At 41.6% G+C, this 22,576-nt stretch carries 17 protein-coding genes; 9 read left to right on the top strand and 8 right to left on the bottom strand.

The annotated features are described in order from the left end of the window. Nucleotides 1-57: 57 nt before the first annotated feature. Nucleotides 58-2,319, top strand: coding sequence for a GH92 family glycosyl hydrolase (locus tag FAZ15_RS08085; protein ID WP_136900812.1), 2,262 nt, complete (start codon nucleotides 58-60; stop codon nucleotides 2,317-2,319). Nucleotides 2,320-2,407: 88 nt separating this feature from the next. After that, complete coding sequence (locus tag FAZ15_RS08080; protein WP_136900811.1) at nucleotides 2,408-2,731, top strand: DUF493 domain-containing protein; 324 nt, start codon at nucleotides 2,408-2,410, stop codon at nucleotides 2,729-2,731. A gap of 59 nt (nucleotides 2,732-2,790) precedes the next feature. On the opposite strand, the gene FAZ15_RS08075 is transcribed toward FAZ15_RS08080, so the two are convergent. Next, nucleotides 2,791-3,612, bottom strand: coding sequence for a glycogen/starch synthase (locus FAZ15_RS08075; RefSeq protein ID WP_136900810.1), 822 nt, complete (start codon nucleotides 3,610-3,612; stop codon nucleotides 2,791-2,793). Nucleotides 3,613-3,760: 148 nt separating this feature from the next. Here FAZ15_RS08075 and panC point away from each other — a divergent pair, with 148 nt between their 5' ends. The 5 genes from panC (at nucleotide 3,761) to FAZ15_RS08050 (ending at nucleotide 8,446) form a co-directional block, all read left to right on the top strand. Beyond that, the gene (panC, locus tag FAZ15_RS08070) at nucleotides 3,761-4,609 is read left to right on the top strand and encodes a pantoate--beta-alanine ligase (protein WP_136900809.1); all 849 of its coding nucleotides are present in this window, start codon (nucleotides 3,761-3,763) and stop codon (nucleotides 4,607-4,609) included. Nucleotides 4,610-4,683: 74 nt separating this feature from the next. Next, nucleotides 4,684-5,034 carry an aspartate 1-decarboxylase gene (gene panD, locus FAZ15_RS08065; protein ID WP_136900808.1) on the top strand — a complete coding sequence of 117 codons (351 nt, stop codon included), beginning with the start codon at nucleotides 4,684-4,686 and terminating at the stop codon, nucleotides 5,032-5,034. Nucleotides 5,035-5,083: 49 nt separating this feature from the next. Further along, nucleotides 5,084-5,452 carry a hypothetical protein gene (locus FAZ15_RS22840; RefSeq protein WP_238387195.1) on the top strand — a complete coding sequence of 123 codons (369 nt, stop codon included), beginning with the start codon at nucleotides 5,084-5,086 and terminating at the stop codon, nucleotides 5,450-5,452. Nucleotides 5,453-5,699: 247 nt separating this feature from the next. Beyond that, nucleotides 5,700-7,931, top strand: a complete 2,232-nt coding sequence (locus FAZ15_RS08055) for a TonB-dependent receptor (protein ID WP_317130486.1) — start codon at nucleotides 5,700-5,702, stop codon at nucleotides 7,929-7,931. A gap of 11 nt (nucleotides 7,932-7,942) precedes the next feature. Next, a complete protein-coding gene (locus FAZ15_RS08050) occupies nucleotides 7,943-8,446 on the top strand; it encodes a thioredoxin family protein (RefSeq protein ID WP_136900807.1) in 504 nt (167 codons plus the stop codon). Between the two features lie 51 nt (nucleotides 8,447-8,497). Here the strand turns inward: FAZ15_RS08050 and FAZ15_RS08045 are convergent, their stop codons facing one another. Further along, entirely contained in the window at nucleotides 8,498-8,926 is a 429-nt protein-coding gene (locus FAZ15_RS08045) for a CBS domain-containing protein (protein ID WP_136900806.1), read from the bottom strand. Nucleotides 8,927-9,301: 375 nt separating this feature from the next. Between FAZ15_RS08045 and FAZ15_RS08040 the strand changes: the two genes are divergently transcribed. Next, entirely contained in the window at nucleotides 9,302-9,946 is a 645-nt protein-coding gene (locus tag FAZ15_RS08040) for an FKBP-type peptidyl-prolyl cis-trans isomerase (protein ID WP_136900805.1), read from the top strand. Nucleotides 9,947-10,116: 170 nt separating this feature from the next. Next, nucleotides 10,117-10,755 (top strand): FKBP-type peptidyl-prolyl cis-trans isomerase, encoded by a 639-nt coding sequence (locus FAZ15_RS08035; RefSeq protein ID WP_162304903.1) that lies wholly within the window; start codon nucleotides 10,117-10,119, stop codon nucleotides 10,753-10,755. A gap of 82 nt (nucleotides 10,756-10,837) precedes the next feature. On the opposite strand, the gene FAZ15_RS08030 is transcribed toward FAZ15_RS08035, so the two are convergent. The 6 genes from FAZ15_RS08030 to FAZ15_RS08005 form a co-directional block, all read right to left on the bottom strand. Then, nucleotides 10,838-12,106 carry a BACON domain-containing protein gene (locus tag FAZ15_RS08030; protein WP_136900803.1) on the bottom strand — a complete coding sequence of 423 codons (1,269 nt, stop codon included), beginning with the start codon at nucleotides 12,104-12,106 and terminating at the stop codon, nucleotides 10,838-10,840. A 29-nt stretch (nucleotides 12,107-12,135) separates the two neighbouring features. After that, nucleotides 12,136-13,035, bottom strand: coding sequence for a BT_3044 domain-containing protein (locus tag FAZ15_RS08025; RefSeq protein WP_136900802.1), 900 nt, complete (start codon nucleotides 13,033-13,035; stop codon nucleotides 12,136-12,138). Nucleotides 13,036-13,163: 128 nt separating this feature from the next. Then, on the bottom strand, nucleotides 13,164-15,230 hold the full coding sequence (locus FAZ15_RS08020) for a RagB/SusD family nutrient uptake outer membrane protein (RefSeq protein WP_136900801.1): 2,067 nt from the start codon (nucleotides 15,228-15,230) through the stop codon (nucleotides 13,164-13,166). A gap of 23 nt (nucleotides 15,231-15,253) precedes the next feature. Beyond that, nucleotides 15,254-18,412, bottom strand: coding sequence for a SusC/RagA family TonB-linked outer membrane protein (locus tag FAZ15_RS08015; RefSeq protein WP_136900800.1), 3,159 nt, complete (start codon nucleotides 18,410-18,412; stop codon nucleotides 15,254-15,256). 22 nt (nucleotides 18,413-18,434) lie between these two features. Then, nucleotides 18,435-19,763, bottom strand: a complete 1,329-nt coding sequence (locus FAZ15_RS08010) for an IPT/TIG domain-containing protein (protein WP_136900799.1) — start codon at nucleotides 19,761-19,763, stop codon at nucleotides 18,435-18,437. 891 nt (nucleotides 19,764-20,654) lie between these two features. Next, a complete protein-coding gene (locus FAZ15_RS08005; RefSeq protein WP_136900798.1) occupies nucleotides 20,655-22,373 on the bottom strand; it encodes a DUF6377 domain-containing protein in 1,719 nt (572 codons plus the stop codon). Nucleotides 22,374-22,576: the final 203 nt, after the last annotated feature.

The raw sequence follows: 22,576 nt of genomic DNA, 5'->3' as shown, positions 1-22,576 counted from the left end.
AAAGGTTTTATCTTTTCTAATGTAATTAAATACATCCGTCATATCATTATCTTTCACATGATTAGTCCAAAAAAAATATTTCTTGCGTTGTTTATATTCAGCCTATTAGGCTACACTGTCACCGCGCAAACCTACACCAAATATGTAGATCCATTTATAGGCACAGGTGGTCATGGACATACTTATCCCGGAGCTACAGTTCCCTTTTCCCTCGTACAGCTATCACCGGATAATGGCAAAAATGGCTGGGACTGGGTCAGCGGTTATCATATTTCTTCGGATTCCATTGCGGGATTCAGTCACATGCATTTGAGCGGGACAGGTATTGGCGATTGGTTAGATATTGCCGTCATGCCCATGTTAGCCCCTATTTTAAAAGAAAAAATAGATATGCGCCAAAAATTTTCCCATGAGCATGAAAAAGCAAGTCCCGGATATTATGAAGTTAAATTCAATAATGGCATTCAAACAAAATTGACAAGTACCGAACGCGTAGGATTACATGAGTACACATTCCCCTCCAACACAGGTTCACCTACATTGAGAATAGATTTAGGACATGCCTACAATTGGGATAGTCCGACATCGACACGTATAGAAATCCGCAATGACAGCACCATTATAGGACATCGGTATTCGTATGGTTGGGCGAATAAACAACACGTTTATTTTGCGTTACGCACGTCGCAGCCTATAGCAGATCACCTATTCAACGGCGCTAGGGCGGCAGACTTCGATTCCTTTCTAGAGATCACTAACAATAGTGCACAGGGAGGTTCAAAATCAGCAAACGCACAACTGGTATTTAAATTTTCATCCAGTATAAAGATCAAAGTTGCCCTATCGACGACAAATACCGATAAGGCGCTTGCAGCACTTCAGGAGATCCCACATTGGGATTTTGATCAGGTGCGGGATGACGCCGTTGCAAAATGGGAGAAAGAACTGGCAAAAATAAAAGTAGAAACGGACAACGAAAATATAAAACGAATTTTTTACTCCGCACTTTATCATACTGCCGTATCCCCAACACTGTATTCGGACCAAGATGGTGAATACAAGAACTACAAAGGTGAAATACGTCGCATGCCCAACGGAGCGCAGCGCTATACCTTATTTTCGCTTTGGGATACCTTTCGGGCATTGAAACCACTCTTTACCATTACACAACCCGAAAAATATAGCGATATACTAAATAGCATGCTTTCCTTTTACGATGAGAATGGCCTATTGCCTGTATGGGACTTAAGCACATTCGAAACCAACACCATGACTGGCTATCACGCTATACCCGTTCTAGCAGATGCTATTCTTAAAAACTGGCCGGGAGTAGATGCGGAACGAGCCTATCAAGCCATGCGTGCAAGCGCTTTTCAACAAATACGTGAGGTTCCGGCTTATATTGAACATGGCTATGTACCTCAGGATGTCAACGGCGGCAGTGTGACCAAAACACTGGAATATGCCTTCGACGATTATTGCATTTCATTGGTAGCCCAAAAGCTTGGAAAACACGAAGACTATCAACTTTTCACAAAACGGGCAAAAAATTACAAACATCTTTTTGACCCACAATCTGGATTTATGCGGGCCAAATTCAAAAACGGCAAATTTGCCGAGCCATTTGATCCCTTTCATTCTGAGCACGATTTTGACAAAAGCCAATACATTGAAGGAAATGCATGGCAACATTCGTTTTTTGTACCACACGATATTAGAGGATTGGCAAAATTATTTCCAAAGGAAAACGGATTAGGCACAATGCTCGATGCATTATTTGCGGCTCCTTCTTATATGACCGGCGAAAACCAATCACCCGACGCTAGCGGATTCATTGGCCAGTATGCCCATGGAAACGAACCCAGCCATCATATCGCCTATATGTATAGCTACATTGGGGAAGCATGGAAAACACAGGAAAAAATCCGACAAATCGTGGATTCGATGTATCACGATCGTCCAGATGGCTATGCTGGCAACGAAGATGCCGGACAAATGAGCGCTTGGGCAGTATGGTCAATGATGGGCCTATATCCCGCTTCTCCGGTTGGCGGCGAATATGTATTCGGCAGCCCATCACTAAATAAAGCGACGATTACCATGCCAAATAATAAACTATTCACCATAGTTGCAAACAACAATTCGTCCAAAAACATATACATTAAATCCATTACGCTCAATGGCAGACCTTATCACAAAGTTTTCATTACACACGATGAAATGCTCAAAGGAGGTGAACTGGTTTTTGAGATGTCTAATAGACCAAATAAAAAGTTAGGAAAAAATAAAGCAAGCTGGCCTACATCAATGGAAAATTAAACGGAAAAGCGACGAAATGTCGCTTTTTTCATACTAACATTAAAAAGGTACATTTATTGCTAATACGTTATAAAAGGAGATATATAAAATGGCTGATTTAAATAATATAAAGATACAGGATATACCTGGAAACAATGACGCGGCAGATTTTTACGAGAATTTTAGACAAAAATTGATCGATGTAGAAACATTCCCTTCCCTATATGTTTTCAAATTTATAGCACCAGCTTCAATCGAAACAAAGCAACAAATAGAAAAACTTTTTGAGCACCCCAGCACGAAAATTTCTACCAAAGATTCCAAAACTGGGAAATACAATTCATTTACCATTGAAACCTTTGTAAGTACAGCCGATCAGGTGGTCGATTATTATAAAGCTGTTGCTAAAATAGACCAGGTAATCATGTTATAAAAGAAGAGCCGGCTGTCAATATGACAACCGGCTCTTTTCTTCTAATCAACCTTTAATTATTATGCTTCTATTTCTTCAGGAGCAAATTCTTCGTATAATGTAGAAAACGATTCATAATCATCATCTCCATTTGGTTTAAACACTCTTATTTTTTGGTCTTCAATAAATTGAAGCACCTCTGCATTCAGCTCACTATCATTGATTACAGCGACGTCCGTATACGTTAAAGCACCTTTATATAAGTCGACATAGTTACCTGAACCATACGCAGCAGAATCCTGTACGTCCACATCTTCCTGTGCCGGCATTTCACCATATTTGGCACTTAATGTATCGGCGCCAAAGTCTTCTTTGTATAGGGAGTAAAATACCTTCGCATCTTTAAATGTCGGGTCTTCGTGGTACACCTTTTTCAAGTACAGAGGCACCATAGCGGAAAACCAGCCATGACAGTGTACTACATCAGGAGACCAACCCAACTTCTTCACCGTCTCCAACACACCTTTTCCAAAAAACAACGAACGCTCGTTATTATCATTAAAAAATTTGCCGCTTTCATCACGGAAAACCTTTTTACGTTGGAAATACTCCTCATTATCCAAAAAATAAACCTGCATACGTGCAGCTGGTAATGAAGCTACCTTAATAATCAATGGATTATCGTTATTGTCTACCACAATATTCATTCCCGACAACCTTATCACCTCGTGAAGACGATTTCTGCGCTCATTGATATTACCAAAGCGAGGCATTAAAATACGGATTTCAAATCCTTTTTCTTGCATGGCTTGAGGTAACTGGCGTGTAATTTCAGAAATTTTACTTATTTCAAGGAAAGGCGACATCTCGTGGGTAATAAACAATATTTTCGTTTTTGCCATCTCCAATTGCTTTTTTTATTAATAGAATATAAAAATCAGTAGCACAAAGGTACGCAAATTATCTGAATTTTACAATTTATTAAAAATCATGGTTTTATATTACAAATATATTATGCAACTTTGCTCCCATTTTTAAAGTTAGCGATACGTGCAAATTTTCAACACACAACACAGCCTCGAACAGTATCTTCTAGGCATTCGTGAAAGTCATAAAACTATTGCTTTGGTGCCTACTATGGGGGCGTTACACGAAGGACACTTGTCTCTTATCCAACAGGCCAAACAATCAGCCGACATTACTATATGTAGTATTTTTGTCAACCCAACCCAATTCAATGACCCTAAAGATCTGGAAAAATACCCGAGACCATTAGAAAACGATATCTCACTATTGAAATCTGCCTCCTGCGATATATTATTTTTGCCTTCGGTCGAAGAAATGTATCCAGATCCTAATGAAAATTGGCAACTGAACTTGGGAGATCTGGAAACAATTTGGGAAGGCGAACACCGTCCGGGACATTTTCAAGGAGTAACACAGATCGTATATAAGCTATTTACTTTGGTGCAACCTGATTTTGCATGTTTCGGTCAAAAAGATTTTCAACAGGTCATGGTCGTGCAGAAAATGATCGATATAAAACAACTCCCAATAAAACTTATCATCTCTCCTATTATACGGGATCAACAAGGTTTGGCGCTCAGTTCCCGTAATATGCGTCTCTCTACCGAAGGAAAAACAAAGGCGTTGGCCCTTTCCAAAGCCCTTCGATATGTACAGGCAAATTTTAAATCCATAGCGACCGACGAATTAACGCAGCGTGGAAAAGAGATCATCCATTCCGAAGAAGGGGTAACACTCGAATATTTCGCCATCTGCGAAACAAAAACGTTACAACAGGTTAATGAGCTTCATGCTGATAAAGCGTATGTTGCACTAGTCGTAGCTTGGGTGGAAGGCGTACGACTTCTTGATAATATGTTGTTAAATGAATAAGTCTCGATTCATCAAATAAATACCCTTTCATTTTCTTACTTTATATAAACAATAAAAAGATTAATTTTGCAATCATGATGATTGAAGTAATGAAATCAAAGATTCATCGTGCTCGTGTGACACAAGCCGAATTGAATTATGTGGGAAGCATCACTATTGATGAAGACTTGATGGATGCAGCAGATATTATTGCCAATGAGAAGGTACAAATTGTAAATAATAATAATGGCGCCCGTTTAGAAACATACGTAATACCTGGAGAAAGAGGCACAGGTACCATCTGTCTTAATGGTGCAGCAGCGCGACTGGTACAAGTAGGAGACATTGTAATCATTATTTCCTATGCCACCATGGATCGTGAAGAAGCAAGAAAACACAAACCTTCTCTCGTATTTCCCGATGACCACAACAGGTTATTGAAATAATGACTAACTTTACCATCGAATAATTACAAGTTCGATCGCGTTGCCGAATATGCTGAGCATACTATCCACATACCGCAGATTATTTGCATCCCTCTTAGCAGGATGGATGTGTGTAATTGTGATCAGTGGTGTGGTATTTATGCACAAAGAGGTAACTTCCAGTGGGGAAATTGTCACGCATATTCACCCATATGATTTTACAGATAAGTCACCGAAGAAGCATCACAAGTCAGATGGTGAAATTCAATACCTAAACATTGTTTTTCAAGGAAGCTTTATTTCTTCTGATTTCGTCAGCTTCGAAATCCCTTTCTTTCAGGAGTTTCAATTCGAAAATTATTCATGCTATTCCTATCACGAATATGCTTCTGTTTTCCATTCTTATTACCTTAGAGGTCCTCCCCAAGGCCAAGTGTAACAAAATTTTAAGGAACGGAAAAAATAATATTATCATCATTGAGAGAGTACGAGGTAGCAATCGATCACAACTCTTGAGAAAAGATCGTCTACTGCGTAAACTATCGCAGGTACGGTGAGAGGTATAACACTATCGTTATTACGAGGCGATACCACACGGCAATTGATCACAACCATATTTATTCATCCGTTACCACAACTCTGTATCTTTTTTAAACGTATTTCATCAAGAACACATTATATATTATATGTCTACAAACTACTATGGTCATTTCATGACCGTACTTATGCTATTTGTTTTATCAACTAGCTTTGCCCAACAGAAAATTGAAGGGACTATCCAAGACTCGAAAGGCAATCCTATTGAGCATGCCACTGTCCTCATAGAAGGCACGTCTATAGCCGCTTCTTCCGATGAGCAGGGTAAATTTTCCCTAACCTCCACACAAAATCAGGCCACTATCCTAGTCCGTACAATCGGTTATCTACCCTATAAACAAAATATCAACGATTCCCAAAAAAGTTCACAACTCCGTATTATATTACAAAAGGACAATCGCAATCTAGATGAAGTAGTGGTCTCGGGCACGCTGCGAGAAGTCTCAAAATTAGAAAGCCCCATTCCGGTAGAGGTCTATTCGGCCAAATTTTTCAGAGCAAATCCAGCCCCGACAATTTTCGAATCTCTACAGAATATAAATGGTGTGCGCCCGCAGATCAATTGCAGTGTGTGTAATACAGGCGACATCCATATCAATGGCCTGGAAGGGCCATATACCATGGTACTGATTGACGGTATGCCTATTGTCTCAGGTCTTTCAACGGTATATGGATTGAACGGGATTCCGCAAGCCCTAATTGAGCGTGTAGAAATAGTAAAAGGTCCGGCCTCTACATTATACGGTAGTGAAGCGGTAGGTGGTCTCATCAACATCATCACCAAAACACCTGAAAACGCGCCATTATTTAGCTTAGAAACATTCGGAACAACCTGGCAGGAATACAACTTGGATCTCGGAGGCAAGTTTAAGGTGGGTTCTGCTCAGTCGTTGTTAGGCGTGAATTACTTTAACTATTCGAATCCTTTAGATAAAAATGGAGACAATTTTACAGATGTCACCCTGCAGGATCGGATTTCCCTTTTTAATAAATGGAATTTTGCGCGCAAAGACAATAAAACATTCTCACTAGCCGGCCGATATATATACGAAGACCGTTGGGGCGGAGAAATGAACTGGAACAAGCAATATCGTGGAGGCAATGAGGTGTATGGCGAAAGCATTTATACCAAACGCTGGGAAGTGATGGGCGTCTACGACTTACCTGGAAGCGAAGATTTCTCTTTATCTTTCAGCGCAAATGGACATGATCAAAATAGTGTCTATGGCGACGTCCAATATACGGCAGACCAGAAAATTGTATTTGGCCAATTAACTTGGCATAAACAAGTTAAAAACCATGATCTATTGACCGGACTAGCTTATCGTTACACCTATTACGACGATAATACTCCCGCAACAACCGAAGTATCGCACACACATTTACCTGGATTATTTGTCCAAGATGAAATTACCTTCCATCCGCAACACAAGTTATTGCTTGGCGCACGTTACGATTATAACTCTATTCATGGGAGTATCTTATCTCCGCGTGTAAATTATAAATGGAACTCCAAAGACAAAACCCAGGTCCTGAGGATCGGTGCCGGAAACGGTTATCGTGTAGCCAATGTCTTTACGGAAGACCATGCCGCACTAACCGGTGCCCGCGATGTGGTTTTCGAAGGTGATCTCAAGCCCGAAACTTCCTGGAATACAAACGTCAACTACGTGAAGAAGTTTTACTCGGACAATGGTTCTGTATTTGGCATCGATGCCAGTGCATTTTACACCTACTTTAGCAATAAAATTATCCCCGACTATGATACCGATATCAATAAAATCATCTATTCCAATTTAGATGGACATGCCGTTTCAAAAGGTATTTCTGTCAATTTGGACTGGGCGCATTCGAGTGGTTTGAAAGCGATGATCGGTGGGACGGTGATGGATGTATACAGTGAAGAAGAGGGCGAGCGGGAATGGCAGATGCTGACCGAAAAATATATGGGTACCTGGACCATTGGATATAACTGGAACCGTCTCGGATTAAGTTTTGACTATACTGGTAATGTCATAGGTCCTATGCGTTTACCTATTCTAGGTGCAGACGATCCCAGACCCGACGAGTCGAAGGCATGGAGCATCCAGAATATACAAGTCACGAAACACTTCCAGAACGGACTTGAAATTTTTGCCGGTTTAAAGAATTTACTGAACTGGACACCCACCAAAGGGATTCCATTTATTATCTCCCGTGCCCATGACCCATTTGAAAAAATTGATGATCCGAGTCTTCTGCCGTTTGACCCCAGTTACGTTTATGGACCAAACCAAGGAATTCGTGGATTCCTTGGTGTTCGGTATAATTTGTTAAGATAATATTAGGTATAATGATAGCAGGATTAGGTAAAAATTATGCGGTATTGCTAGCTTTAATTGGTTTGTTCAGCTCCTTTTGTAAAGCGCAGATAAATCCAGTGGACATCGCTAAGGTAGATAGCCTCATGGAGCAACAAGCGAAGCCGATACTAATCCTGCTATCCACCGATTGGTGTCAATATTGCCAGATGCAGAAAAACCAAATACGAAAGCACAAGGATTTCGCTCTAAAAGCAACCTCATTCTACTATGTAGAGTTTAATGCGGAAAGTAAAGACAATGTTTTATTTCAAGGCAAGAATTATACTTTCAAGCCTACGGGCAAAAATACCGGCACGAACGAACTTGCTCGGGCGTTAAACGGCCCCGGCACGCTGGCTTTTCCAACTTGGGTATTACTGGACAACAACTATCAAACGCTATTTCGCCACGGTGGCGTACTGACTCCGATCCAGTTAAAAGAACTATTGGACGCAATCGGAAACATAAGTGTAAGTGATTTACAAACGCCTTAACAAAAGAGGGTGGGAGACACCCTTTTTTACTTTTTATTTAGCTCTACTTTTCTAACTGCTGATGTAACTTTGAAGTTGGTCAATGGTCTGCCTTTGATCGTCGATGATATGTTTCACAAGATCACCGATAGAAATTATGCCAATAACAATATCGTTTTCCACGACAGGCAAATGCCTAAAATGATTGGTCGTCATCAGTTCCATACAACTTTCAATTTTTTCTTCAGTCGTAATGGTACGTGGATTATGTGTCATGACAACATGAATAGGTGTGTCTTTGGATGATTTCCCCTGCAAAATAATTTTTCGGGCATAGTCACGCTCGGTAAAGATACCAACTAACGCATCATTTTCAACAATCAACAATGCACTGATGTTTTTTTCCATCATCATTTGCAAAGCATCCAAAACCAATGTGTTTTGGCTCACAGCGTGAATAACAGACGATTTACCCTGGAGAATGTGTTTTACGGTTTTCATCTAAATTAGTTTTTATGTTGTTGATGAGTAGGCACCAACAAATTGGCCATTATATGAATAAGTTTATTAAAGATAACTTTTTTTAGCGGAATAAAAAATAAAACCTTTTTTCTGCCTTTTGCTGTAGCATTACGGAATCAGCCTGCCGTTACGAAGCGTCGTGGCAAATACCATATGCTCGCGACGCTGTTGACAGGTCAAACAGCATGATTTTTCCAGTGGCGCTGATACTTGACACCGAATTTAATGTATTAAACCCCAAACAAAAGTACCTAAGTATTAAAGATTTGTTAAAAATTTTATAATTTTAACAAAATTATGTGTAGCATTAAGATCCTAAGATCGTTTTAAAGCTATATTAATGATACAACAAATATGAAAAAACTATTAAATCCACTATTTGCTCTAGCAATTGTTGCGACGACTTTTGTAGCATGTAACAACGACGATTATGATTATGAAGCGGAAAGAGAAAAGATCAGACAACAAGAACAAGAGTTAGACAACATTTTCAGTGCTGAGGCAGTAAAAATTAAGGAATATGCACTTGCCAACTTTGATACACCTCAAGAAGACACGCTTAAATACCGCTATCAAGTTTTAGATAAAACCATTAAAAGAGGATTGTGGTATGAAATCGTAAGTGAACCAACGGATGATTCTTATGAATATAAATTGAATTCTTCACGTCAAGTGATCTATCCAAAGGTTAAACTCAAATATACAGCTAAACTATTAGATGGCACCGTGGTTGAATCGGATTTGACAGGTAGTGATTATGATTTTAATCAAACTTCCAAAATTATTAATAGTGCTTGGGCAATATCATTTATTCCATACTCTATAAAATTAAATGGTGACCCAATTATTCAGGCCGGTTTAACGAAAGACGGCTTAAAAAAAGGAAGTATAATCCGAGTGATCAGTCCATCTCCTTGGGCATATGGAGCGACTAAAACAGACAAAATTCCTGCTAACTCACCATTAGTGTATGAGTTTGAGGTATTATCTATTCAATAAAACAATTAAGTACACAGAAAGCGTCAACAAATAATGTTGGCGCTTTTTTTTAGCTTAAACCCCGACTGCCTCAATTCCGTGCACATCTAACCCTATTTACATGTTAAAAATTTTGATGAAACAAAATGATGAGGCAGACATTTATTATTATGTTTAACAAAACAATACAAATGAAAAATTTATTTAAACTATTATTAGTTGCTTTCGCTATTACAACCACAATTTTTACGGCCTGTATGAAGGACAATGATTTTGATATGGACAAATTACAGGAAGAGCAACGTATTAAGGACTCCATTGAAAAAGCTAGAGTTGACGGCATAATAGCAGCTCAAGCTCCAATACTTGCGGAATATGTATCTACAAATCTTCCGGAGGCAACGTTGATTGATTCGCTGGGTATCTGGTATGATGTATCGGAATGGGGCGAAGAAAACTCTTATACCTATTCTTTTGGTAATAATGGTTATTTAATTGCTCCTACCATAACGGTCAAATACACGGGACGACTATTAAATGGAACTGTATTTGATAAGACTGAGGAGGGAAAAACGGCCTCGTTTAGTTTAGCAGAGGTCATTCCAGCTTGGCAACTTGCCTTTATCCCAATGGCTATTAAGATCAATGGCACTGAATATAAAGTTGGTGGAATAACACCTAATGGACTACAAAAAGGTGCTAAGATTAGATTTGTCACGTCTTCACCACTCGCCTATGACGCCACGGAAAAAAAGGATGAGCAAGGTCAAGTAACTATCCCGGCGAATTCTCCGTTAGATTTCACCATTGAAGTTGTAGATATTAAATAGTACTTCAAAATATCTGTAGATAGTAAACTAGTAGGCCACGATTCAAAAAATCGTGGCCTACTAGTTTACTATTGTGTTCAGATTATTTCTTGACTGCTACAAGAATGTCATCCAAGAATATACGGTTTACATTTCGCACCCCCTGCCAGTCACTCCCTGCACTCAAATTATAAGCACCACCCAAAAACCATATTTGGGTGTCGGCGGTAGCACCTGTAATCGTGAACGTTCGGGTCGTTTCAGGAACCTTCCAAATTTCTGTACAGTTCGGGTCTAAGTCGTAGTCTGGCCAATTGTTAATATTAAACTCACTAACATTGACTGTACCGGGGCCGGTGACACCAACCTTAAGGAGAGTAACATCTTGAGCACCTGTAGCGGTCTTGTAAGGTACAGCTTTAAAGGATACTTGCAGATTCTGTGTACCCTCCACAGCTGACAGCTTTGGACTGAGGATGTCTCCCCCGTAGTTCGTCCGTCCTAATTTTAAAAATCCCGGACGGGCATATGTCGAAGACACTCCGGTCGGATCTAGTTGGTAATGACTCCATCCCCTTTCCAATTCAGCAGCACTCCAACTATCCATTCTTCTTTCACCGGTGGTCGTATAAAAAACAGCATTTCCATAGTTCAACCAATTAAAATCTTCAAATAGAACGACTTCCATTCCTTGCTGATTAACCTCAAATACACCGGGTGCTTGTTCGTCGTTCAGGTAGAAGACTAACGTTGCTTTTCGCACTTCGGGGGTTGCATTTGCGCCTACACTCAGGGTCACCCCGGTGTCGAAGCGACCTTCCTTCGGTTCAATGTTCAACCAATCCGCACCTTCAAGTATTTCTACTTTCCAATCTCCTGTCGACCGGACAACATATCGCCCATAGAGCCCTTCTTCAGGAGCTTCTAAACTTGACAAGCCATCCAGATTGACATAAGGATCGTCATCTCCATTATTTATACTACGTGCTTCTTGCTCGATCCGTAATACATTATTTTGTATTTTTCCGTCCACAACAAACGTTAGAACAGATTGACGTGCTTCCATGGTCGTGTTTCTGTCGACAGTGACCGTAAATGTCCCTGACCCATTCCCTTCGCTAGGCTCAATCTTTATCCATTTTTCGTTGCGCAAAGGTTCCACTCTCCATGTTCCTGAAGACTGCACAGTAAAGATCTCGGATATCCCTTGGGAAGATGCAGTCAGACTGCTCGGATTATCTTTCAATTCAAAATGAGTACTTCCATCATTTTCTTTACTACAGGAAGAAAAAAACACCAAAAAGCTCAAGAAAAATACCCCTACAAGCATTCCTGAAACTTCCCTAAAATTTGCGTAATAATTTATTTTCATCGTTATGACATTAATATTGTTGTAACTCCCTACCTTACTTGCATTTCTACACGTTCTTGTATAACATTTGTAACACCACCAATCGTGTACTCATATTTTAACAGAAATACGTTGGTCTTTCTTCCAAACGCCTCTTCGACCCGAAATATATTCGGATACAAAGGGTCGTTGTTCAATTGAGTGACCTGTATATCCTTATACGGCTTGATAGATATCTTGTTGTCCTCATCCACCTCCAATATAATGGACGTCCTAGCAATAGACGCTTCAGTCGACTGGAAAGTTTCGTTACCCGCAATCATCCGAACGCTGTTGTAGGTAAGTGGAAAGAGCTGCTTATTTGCCGCTGTCGCCATTTCGTTTAGCAACCCGGTCATGGTATATAAAGAATTTTCAGCCTGAGAAGCATAATCATTCTTAATGAGTACCTGAAAAAGCATTGTATTTTTCTTCTCATTGATTTCAACACCTCCCGAGATATCGGTTGCCCTTAATCCAATAAAATAAGTTGAATCCGGAGATAAACCATCCGGACGCAGTTTAATCATCGCCCTTCCTGTGCGTTCGCCCGCATCGATCTGGATCTTGTAATCGACAATCTCATACTTGTCCTCTGGCAACAGTTTGGCATACAACCTTTCATCCGCATCATAAAGCGACCAGTTGTACTTTGCTAAAGGTTCCGGATCTTCTTCCAACCCGATAACCAGGTTCTTTTCCGGAGCATGTGTACCTCCGGTAGAGGCGGCAATATACCCAATGATCTCTTCCTCACCTGTCAAGTGAACGACCTCCTGAAAGGTGTTATGGTAGTCACTGCTAATCAAAGCCACCACATTTTTGTACATTTCCTTCTCGAACAATTCATTGTCTTTGCACGAGGAGAGCACCGCAATAAGTGCAAATATTGCTATATAACTTCGTTTCATCTGTTTGTTTTTTGTCTTTATTAAATAAACTTATGTTCAATTGTATCTATGACGAAGGTTTCTAATAAAGATGTCAAATATCGTTTTTATCATCCCGACGATGGGAGGGATCTCGTTTATTTTATATGCTAGTAGCCCGGATTCTGATCGAGAGAAGGTAACCTTCTCATTTCGGCACGTGGTATAGGTACCCATACAAACTTTTTGTTGACTACCCGTGTCAGGAATGATGATGTACCCGGGATGACGCGTTGGTAATATGTTTCTCTGGTAGCTCCATCCGGATTCATACCGCGTATCGGTTCACGTTCGGTCTCTTCATAAAGTCCCCAACGGCGCACATCGTAGAAGCGTCTGTTTTCCCACAAAAATTCAACCATGCGCTCACGTTCGATTTGTTTCTGTACCTCACCCGCATTGTTGATCTGGCTGACACTTAGTCCAGGCAATCCCGCACGATAACGGACAGGGTTAAAAGCATTTTTAATCGCTTCTACGTCACGTGAAACGGTATATGTTTGCTCACCCAATTGTACGGTATGGCTACCGGTCAAATTGTTAAGTGCCTCTGCATACGACAGCAGGATTTCAGCATACCGGATGATAGCATAGGCTTTTGGGATGCGTCGTGCTCCCGTACCACTAATGGCATCGTAAGGGTGGTTGAGTTTTTTGAGGACATATCCCGTAATAGGATAATCGGGCGATGTCGCACTTACCCCACCCCGACCATCGGCGTTCTGGTAGTAATATTTTGCCGTATAGGTATTGACCGTAGTACTCGACAATGCCTGCCACAAGGCTTCGTTGAATCCAACGGATGCGTAGAACCGCATCTCGCGGTTGGCATACATCTTAAATACGCCGGCATTGAGTGAATATCCCGAAAAAGAGGTAGGTTGTTCGGTAAAGAGATCGTTGAAGGTTCCACCGGCAGGAAGATCTGACACCGTCTCAAAATAGGTGTCACCACGCGCCTCTTCTTTGGTGCGGCCATCACCCATCAGATAGGCATCGACCACCTTCTGAGTGACACAGAAGCGATTCCATCCACCCAACCCTTTCGGCATAGTTCCTTGGACAATAAATTCCGCAAGGTATCCCGTGTTTCTACCCCAGATCAACTCCGGGTTAATGGAAGCCACTGCTTCTCCTGTAAAGATATCCGAATAGGACCTAAAAGCGTCAATACCATAAGCTCCATTGGGATAAGTTCCATAGAAATTAGGATCCGAAGTAACGCCTGCAGGCAGGGCGGGAGTTTCGTCATTTGCCGGTACAGTATGGAGTCTATATATTCCAAGATCCATCACTCTTTTGGCCGTTGCCGCAGCCACTGCCCAGCGGCTTTCGTCGTATTGCTGAGACACATAGTGTACCCCATCCGCGGAGCGTGTCCAGTTGCCAAAATAGGAACTGGCTACCGGACCGCCATTAAACAACGGACTGGCATGTATCAACCGGAGCCGGGCGATTAACGCTAATGCGGTTCCTCTGGTTGGACGTCCGAACTCCAAAAGGCCTGTTTCTCGCGGAAGCAACTGCGCCGCTTTTTCAAACTCTTCACAGGTATAGTCCATCGATTCGTCGTAGGTCGCCCGCGGACGGTCGTAGTATTCGAGCGATTCGTTTGTACCAACAACTTCATCACCTAATAAGATAGCCGGGCCGTAATCGACCAAGATATTGTAATAGGCATAAGCGCGTATAAAGCGTGTATACCCTTCGATTCGAAGCCGATCCGTAGTGGTCAGGTCTCTCGGCACATCAAGATTTTGTAGGATAAGATTACATTTCCGGATGATTTTGTAGTATCTGCCCCATTGGTTGAGGTTGCCTGCCGGGCCGCCACCGGACCCAAAAAAGTCAGGGTTGATATTTCCAGTCACAAAATCCATCCCGTAATACACGTTATTAGATCCGCCGCCGGTAAGTCCGTTAAATCCTTCGTCCGTAGCCATAGGTCCCGGTGTGTAGCCATAGCGGACTGTGTTTGATTCATCCGGAAACATGGCCGCTGCTCCCCACATATAGGCTTCCATATAACGCGCGTTGACGAATGCCGAGTCAATGTTAAACTCATCGTCGAAGTAATTGTCGATATTCAGGTAATCTTTGCAGGATGTTGCCATCACGACCAATTGGACGACCAAGACTGCTTTTGTTATTCTTTTTATAATTATTGACGTTCTCATGTCATTGATTTATGTCTGTAGTACTAAAGGTTGATATATACTTGTACCGAATATGTAGAAGGTATCGGGTATTTACGCCCATTCCAGGCGGCTTGTTCCGGATCAAAGATTTTCACCTGATCCCATATATAGAGGTTATTACCCACAAATTGCAGATCCATTGAAGAAACACCAAGCCGCTTCAGGAAATTTGGATTAACATGGTAATTCAGCGTGATTTCCTGTAAACGCAGGTAACGCGCATCCCCTTGCCAAAACGTAGACAGTTGGCTATTGTTGCTGTTATTTCCATATTGCAAGCGCGGGAAGCGGGCATTGGGATTTTCAGCTAATGACAGGTCTATCCCATGCTCCAATGCATATTCCCGCGGGATCCAACGGTTTGCTGGATCTGCAACCACGGAGAGCACATTGCCATCAGTACCTTGATGGAACGGCATATAGCCCATTCCGTTTGTAACACTTCGCGTACGGCCCTCCCAGCTATACCAGTCGTCGTCAACTTTCTCGCTCATACTCTGTCCAACGTAGAAAAACGACGTTTTTCCTGTTCCTTTGAAAAGTACGCCCAACGTTAGATTTTTGTATCGGAATTCTCCGCCTATGCCGTACATCGTCAGCGGGTAATTGCTATGTGTCAGCGGCACCTTATCCAGGGAATTGATCACTCCATCTCCGTTTACATCCTTATATTTAATATCGCCGGGCATGACCGCTCCAAATGTCTGTCTCGGACTGTACTTGATATCATCTTCGTCTTTAAACAATCCAACGGCCTGATAACCTCGGATGGAATTGTATGGGTAGCCGTTGTTTTCTAAATAAGCGTGCTCCATATAGGCTTGCTCCCAATTCTGTACGATATTTTTGGAGTAGGTAAAATTACCACGTACCGTGAAACCAAAGTTGGGAGAAACTTCCGTAGCGTAGCTTATGTTTCCATCAGCGCCGGAGCTTTTCATCTTGCCGACATTGGCAAAGGGGTTGGATATCACACCTACGTATTCCGGCACTTGTACCCGCTGTTGGAAAATACCATTACGCTGATCCTGGAAAAAGTCGACAACAAAATCTATTTTATTATTCAGGAGTTTACCTTCAATTCCCAGGTTGGACTTAATAGCTCTTTCCCAGGCAAGGTTATCCGCTCCAATACGTGTTTCGTGTATGGTTTCGACCCCGGGGATCCCCCACACATTGCTCGAACTTTCATTTACTTTGGTCAGGTAGGGGAACCGGATGTCAGTAATCCGGTCATTACCTACCGTACCATAAGACGCCCTGATCTTGAAGTAATTGAGCCATGGTGCTGTTTCCTCCATGAATTTATAACTTGTCGGCACCCATCCTAATGCAACGGAAGGAAAAAAACCATATTGTCTGCCGGGTTGGAAGTTTTCAGACCCGGTATACCCAAAGTTGACATCCAACAGGTAGGTATCGCGGAAACCATAAGTAAACCGGCTGGACACCCCTTGATAGCGCAGGGGAATGGCTTCCAGGTTACTCTTCGCATCTTTGGTATCTTTGGCATCACTCAGGTAGTAATAGAGCAAAGCCGATGTCCGGTGTTCTTCATCGAATTGCTGATCGTAGTTGATAACAGATTCCAGAAAATATTTACGATACGCACGTGTCATCTGATCGTACGATGCAGATCGCTCCTGAACCCTTTCTGCCATGATAAGCGATCCATCATAATTCCTGCCTATAGCCTCATAAAGGGCGGGTTGGATTGATCTCCGCTCTCTAAAGTAGCTATTGATATCATAAGCGCCCTGTACGCGGAATTTAAGCCCGTCCAGCACGCTGGAAAGATTCTGGTTAAGGGCAATAGTTGCCTTACCTTTATATACCTCATTGGAGGCTCGACCCGTACGGTTGATCATCACGTAAGGTGATGAACCGTCTCCACTGCCACGACCAGGCAACAGATTATTCGAGTATTGGGTGGGAATAGCTACCGGGGTGAGCCTAGACTGCGTACCCCAAATATAGTCGGTATTTGCTATCCCAGGCTGGTTTAGCTTGGATAAAAATCCATCCGACCCTAGAAAAATGCTCGTCGTTTTTGTCAGATTGAGATCCAAATTGATCCGGTAATTGTAAGTATTGAATCCGACATTCGAGCTGTACACACTGTTTTTATCCACCTTGTAAGCGGCTGTTTCCTGATTACCACCCAAGCTCAGGAAATAGCGGGCGACTTCAGACCCCCCACGTCCACTTGCATAATAGCTTTGGCGCCAAAAGTCATTGTTGAGAATCTCATCCTGCCAGCTCACATCAGGGTACATATCCAGATCCAGACCATACTGGATAATACCCATTTCGGTTTCGTTGTACAAAGGACTATTGCCCCTGACGACGCTGGCTTCATTGGCCAATTTAGCATAATCATAGGCGCGCAAATATTGAGGCAAGCGATTAAGCGTTGAAAGCGTCGAATTGGCGCGGCCTGTGATCTGGATCCGATCCACAAGGCCTCTCTTTGTGGTTACCAACACTACACCATTCGCACCCCTTACACCATATACGGCGGTAGCTGATGCATCTTTCAATATCGAAAAGCTTTCAATATCCGCCGGATCCAAGGTATTTAGATCTCCTTCTAAGCCATCAATAAGTACAAGGGCGCTACTATTGGCTCCAAATGTACCTATACCACGCACCCAGAATTCGGCAATATTTTGTCCGGGTTCACCACTGCTTTGCATGGAAATAACGCCGGCCGCGCGTCCTCCAAGAAGGTTTGCAATGGATGGGGCAGGACTTTGGAGCTGCTTGACATCGACCGTAGTGATGGCACCAACCGAACTGATCTTCCGTTGTGAAGCCCCCAGACCTACCACAACGACTTCATCGAGTTCCGAACTCCTTTCGGAGAGCTCTATGATTAAATCGGTGGTCGCTTCAACTGCTATGTGTTCCACAAGATCATACCCCACTGAGCTAAAGACCAACCGATCACCATAGACTACGCTAATGCTAAACTTTCCATCGTTGCCGGTTGACGTACCGGCCGCAGCTTTGTCTTTAATATAAATAGATACGTTAGGTAGTGGCTCACCATCTTCATTGACGACCGTACCGGCTATTGTTAACTTATTAGGCTGCTGTGCAAACGTGGTCGTAAACGAAAAGCAAAACGACAACAAGCACAAAATCTGAAATATCTTCATTGTGTACGTAACTTTAACTCTATTATTCAATAACTAATTTGCGGATCCGCGCATTACTCCAGTCGGCGATGTAAATATCACCTTGCTCATTAACTGCCACTCCCCAGGGCTGGTTGAATTGGGATTCCACCGGGCCTCCATCTTTGTAACCTGCCGTTCCGGGTTGCCCTGCTACTGTAGTAACAATACCATCGGCCGATAACATGCGGATACAATGGTTGCCATAATCCGCAATGAACATATTTCCGGTATTGTCAAACTTGATATCTTTCGGCAGGTTGAATATGGCTTCCTTGACTGGGCCATCACGAAATCCGCTACCACCGGGGGCATTGATCCGTTTGAATCCGCCTGTCCCATTTGGATCACGGAGGTCTAGCACCATAATACCCTGTCTGAATTCATTTGGCGTGGCATTAGAATGGAGAGTCATATACAGTTCCCATGGCTTTGCCGGGTTGATCGCCTGCCCGTATTGCGATCCGTATGGTCCCTGATGGACAATCGTCGCTTCGTAAGTATCCGGATGTATCTTAGCAACTTTACCATCACGGAATCGGGTATATAGGTAGCCATCGTACGGACAGAAAGAAATAAAGTTAGCGTAGCGGTCGGCCCATACGATGGAATTATAATCTGCAACGGAGAATCGGGCATTACGTTGACGCATCATCCAGGCTTCTCTAGGGTCAAAGGAGAAAAACACCTCCGGTACAGATTCATGGGAAACCGTAACCACGCCCGTAGCACGGTCTACGGTGATTCCGTTGGAATATGGGTAAGGAGAGGAAGCTATTTCGTACAATGCGGTCACGATATTTTCCTTTTCATTGATCCGTGCCACACCGAAAGAGCCGCCATCCCGCCAGGACATAAATATATTGCCCTCGGCATCCAGTTCGAGATACTTACCATAAACATGGGCCTGATTAAGCGTTCCCGCTTCGAAGTTTTTATCACCGGTCCCCGTGACAGTGGTTACCTGTGCTTTAGCAGTGTAGACAAACATATTGTCATAGACAACCGAATCCGACCCTATAACCACCGAAATACGGGGATCTGCTCCCGGAAGACGAGGTACGATGGCATAAATGCGATTGCCACTAGATGATACAACTGATGCTCTGGCATTGTTGAAATACACTTTGATTTTGCTGGCGTCGGTTCCAAAATTTTCACCATCCAGTAGAATCTTGTCTTTTGCTCCACCCTCCATCGGAGAAAAAGAGGTCAACACAATGGGTTTTGTTGGGTCATATCCTTTATTCAAATCAGCTTCCTCATTTTTACAAGAAGACAACAGCACGAACAGGAGTACTAAGTATGAAAAAATCTGTTTTTCAGGTCGCATTTTTATTAATTTATTACTTACAATTATGTTTTACTAAACGTCTATTCTGCATCTCAATTTTGTCCATATGCAATAACCGGAATCGTCGTTTTCTCGAATGCAAATGGTATAAAAAATTCTTCATTTTTGTTAATCTCATTGGCTCTTTAGTTTCGTTTTTCAAAGGTCAGACTTTAATGTTAGATTACTTTAAATGCGACTTTTCATAACATCAAAATCAAAATCATAAAAAACACAAAACTCTAATAAACAGAATTTTACACCGACAAATAAATCATATTTTCTAAACTTTTAAAATATACTTACAAGCATTTCGCTATGGTATTTTCGGGAATTTAACATAGAATTTATAGCCCGTTAACGCACTTCAGATTTTCACCTGTTTAAGGCTATTTTATTTCGCCTTCAATTCACTTTTGACGGCTCAAATATGATGAAGTTGACCTGCCTTTCTGCAGTAGGAATAAGTTATATCCTTAGTGATCTGTTGACTTTTGAATCAAGTATATTTCATTTAGATGGAAATAATTAAAAGAACCTATTTTTTAATCAATTTGCCCTCATCGGCGGGGAGCCCAGTCCTTTTTTCATCCTTTGTTTGCTTTTTAAAGGAATTCAAGAGACCTCTTCGAGGGTTTCCCTTGATGGAAAATGGACCAAAAGATCAAGACTGGGTCAATGTTACGCTAGAAGCAGTGTCCTTACAAATTCGGAAAATGTCGCCTTAGCCATTTGCTAATAGCAGGAGGAGGCACTAGCTCTTGTGGCAAATGGGTACAGCGACAAACAAAATTGATTAAGAAAATCCTTCATTCCTATTAACCAGACACTTACAGGCAGCAGGAATATTTTTTTTAAGCAAAAAAAAAGAAATCGTTTGGATAAAAGGGATTAACACGACAATAATAGATCTTCGCGATCAAGTACCTGAATGCGCCCTTCAAACTGATCTGGACAAATCGATTTATTTTTGGTCTTACTTCGGTATGTATAAATCGTATTTATTGAGCATCGTAGAAACCGTGAAATCTTAGCGCTGTCGGTTATGCCTAATCTGATAAGTGCAAAAATCCGAAGTTCAGTTGTTAATAATGTCCCCTTTACTTCTATTCTTTCCTCTAGAGGTAAGAGGTTATTAAACTCCATCACGAAATTAGGATATAATTTCAAAAAAGTCTTGTCAAAATTAATCAGGAACGCTTTGTATTCACTTTCAATATATGCCGTAGAATCTAATTCCATTTGGATTTTCTCAATCGTCCCTCTCTTCAGCAATCTTTTCAAATTAACACGATAATCATTCAATTTTTCAATGTAATCCGAACACAAATCGATGAACTTACTCAAGTAAGTTTCCTTTAACAAACTCATAGAGACCAATTCACTATTCGAGAATGCCATCTGACTATTGGCAATCTGTAGCTCTGCATTAGAAAGGTGCAGTTGATTACTCAGTGAATTAAGTTCTTGATTCATCTTCTTCAAATCGTCGTTCAATACACTTAACTGATCTTTTGTCTTGCGCAGTTTCCTGTATTGCTTTACGACGAACAGCGATAATAAAATGGTAAATGCCAACAGACAAGTGATAATCAAGAATCCGGATGAGATTGCATTCCGTTGTTGTACAATTTTCGTGTTATAGGCTTCATATATTTTGGGAAGAATCTTTATTATCTGTTGGACCCATCGGTACGCCCCACTATAGGTTGCATCTTGTAACGATATTTCGATAAATTGGTACGCGGTTTCAATATCACCTTCATCATATAAAAGTGCCGCCAGCTTCCACAGGGACACATACTCTTTTACTGCATATTTTACATCGGTGACAGCCGAAATAGCAAGAAATCGCTTTTGCTGTTCCAAATCTCCTTTCAAACGGAACAGAGAGGACATATAAAAGGCAACATGAGCCATCTCCCGATCTTCTACAGTGAGCTGATTGTAGGCTCCGAATAACACCTCTATCGCATCATCATAAAATTTCTGCGTTCTAAGCTTGTTGGCGAGATGTACCGTATGCCAGACCGACTGTTCAGGTGTATAGCGCAACAGTGAATCCAAACAGGCATTTATTTCACTTTTATATATTTTCTTCTCACTTGCAATAATCGTATAATCAGCTAACCCTTTGTACAGTTCCATTCGTATGGTAAAATAGAGTACGTTTATTTCATTAGGAAACTCCGCTCTAAAAATAAACTTATCTAATAATTCACTACATTCGCGATACATTCCAGCATATGCGTACGCACGGGCAACATAAAGCGAGGATTCGGCCTTGTAAATGGCGTATTTTTTAAGCGAACTCTCCGACAGCGCAAGCATGTACTCTCCATACTTCAACGCACTATCAATCTGTAAATCAGTATACATCTGAAAAAGTGATCGACAAGCATCAAATTGAGCTACCGGATTTACAGAAGAATCCAGCTGTTTTCGCATTTGATCAATCCGATTCAATTTCTTTTCCAAATAATAATCACTCTTGGCGATCTCATTTTTGAGCAAAGCAAATGATTCGCTATAGGACATATCTGTTTGTGTTCCACCTAGCAGGAGATTGAACAAAAAAGTCGATAATATTGTGAGCAAAGCGATCTTCATATTTTTCCTTAAAAAAGGCACGGCTAGGTTGCCTGCGTTCTACTATGCGACAAACAACATATCATGAATTATGTTGCCCATCCTTCATATTAGAGCTTACCATTTGGTTCTACAAAAGAAGACAAAACAGATCAGTAAAATATAAACAGAACATTATGAATTTGTTAACAATTGTATTTTATTTTTTGACGTATGAGTATATA

It is taken from the genome of Sphingobacterium olei (genome assembly GCF_005048855.1).
GTDB lineage: Bacteria > Bacteroidota > Bacteroidia > Sphingobacteriales > Sphingobacteriaceae > Sphingobacterium > Sphingobacterium olei.
Note: the sequence above shows the minus strand (reverse complement) of the source record. Positions and strands in the feature narration are given on the sequence as shown.

What these genes read in the sequence shown, in the direction of transcription:
- FAZ15_RS08085 (WP_136900812.1), top strand. Translation starts at nt 58, where the DNA reads ATGATTAGTCCAAAAAAAATATTTCTTGCGTTGTTTATATTCAGCCTA.
- FAZ15_RS08080 (WP_136900811.1), top strand. Translation starts at nt 2,408, where the DNA reads ATGGCTGATTTAAATAATATAAAGATACAGGATATACCTGGAAACAAT.
- FAZ15_RS08075 (WP_136900810.1), bottom strand. Translation starts at nt 3,612, where the DNA reads ATGGCAAAAACGAAAATATTGTTTATTACCCACGAGATGTCGCCTTTC.
- panD (WP_136900808.1), top strand. Translation starts at nt 4,684, where the DNA reads ATGATGATTGAAGTAATGAAATCAAAGATTCATCGTGCTCGTGTGACA.
- FAZ15_RS22840 (WP_238387195.1), top strand. Translation starts at nt 5,084, where the DNA reads ATGCTGAGCATACTATCCACATACCGCAGATTATTTGCATCCCTCTTA.
- FAZ15_RS08055 (WP_317130486.1), top strand. Translation starts at nt 5,700, where the DNA reads ATGTCTACAAACTACTATGGTCATTTCATGACCGTACTTATGCTATTT.
- FAZ15_RS08050 (WP_136900807.1), top strand. Translation starts at nt 7,943, where the DNA reads ATGATAGCAGGATTAGGTAAAAATTATGCGGTATTGCTAGCTTTAATT.
- FAZ15_RS08045 (WP_136900806.1), bottom strand. Translation starts at nt 8,926, where the DNA reads ATGAAAACCGTAAAACACATTCTCCAGGGTAAATCGTCTGTTATTCAC.
- FAZ15_RS08040 (WP_136900805.1), top strand. Translation starts at nt 9,302, where the DNA reads ATGAAAAAACTATTAAATCCACTATTTGCTCTAGCAATTGTTGCGACG.
- FAZ15_RS08035 (WP_162304903.1), top strand. Translation starts at nt 10,117, where the DNA reads ATGAAAAATTTATTTAAACTATTATTAGTTGCTTTCGCTATTACAACC.
- FAZ15_RS08030 (WP_136900803.1), bottom strand. Translation starts at nt 12,106, where the DNA reads ATGAAAATAAATTATTACGCAAATTTTAGGGAAGTTTCAGGAATGCTT.
- FAZ15_RS08025 (WP_136900802.1), bottom strand. Translation starts at nt 13,035, where the DNA reads ATGAAACGAAGTTATATAGCAATATTTGCACTTATTGCGGTGCTCTCC.
- FAZ15_RS08020 (WP_136900801.1), bottom strand. Translation starts at nt 15,230, where the DNA reads ATGAGAACGTCAATAATTATAAAAAGAATAACAAAAGCAGTCTTGGTC.
- FAZ15_RS08015 (WP_136900800.1), bottom strand. Translation starts at nt 18,412, where the DNA reads ATGAAGATATTTCAGATTTTGTGCTTGTTGTCGTTTTGCTTTTCGTTT.
- FAZ15_RS08010 (WP_136900799.1), bottom strand. Translation starts at nt 19,763, where the DNA reads ATGCGACCTGAAAAACAGATTTTTTCATACTTAGTACTCCTGTTCGTG.
- FAZ15_RS08005 (WP_136900798.1), bottom strand. Translation starts at nt 22,373, where the DNA reads ATGAAGATCGCTTTGCTCACAATATTATCGACTTTTTTGTTCAATCTC.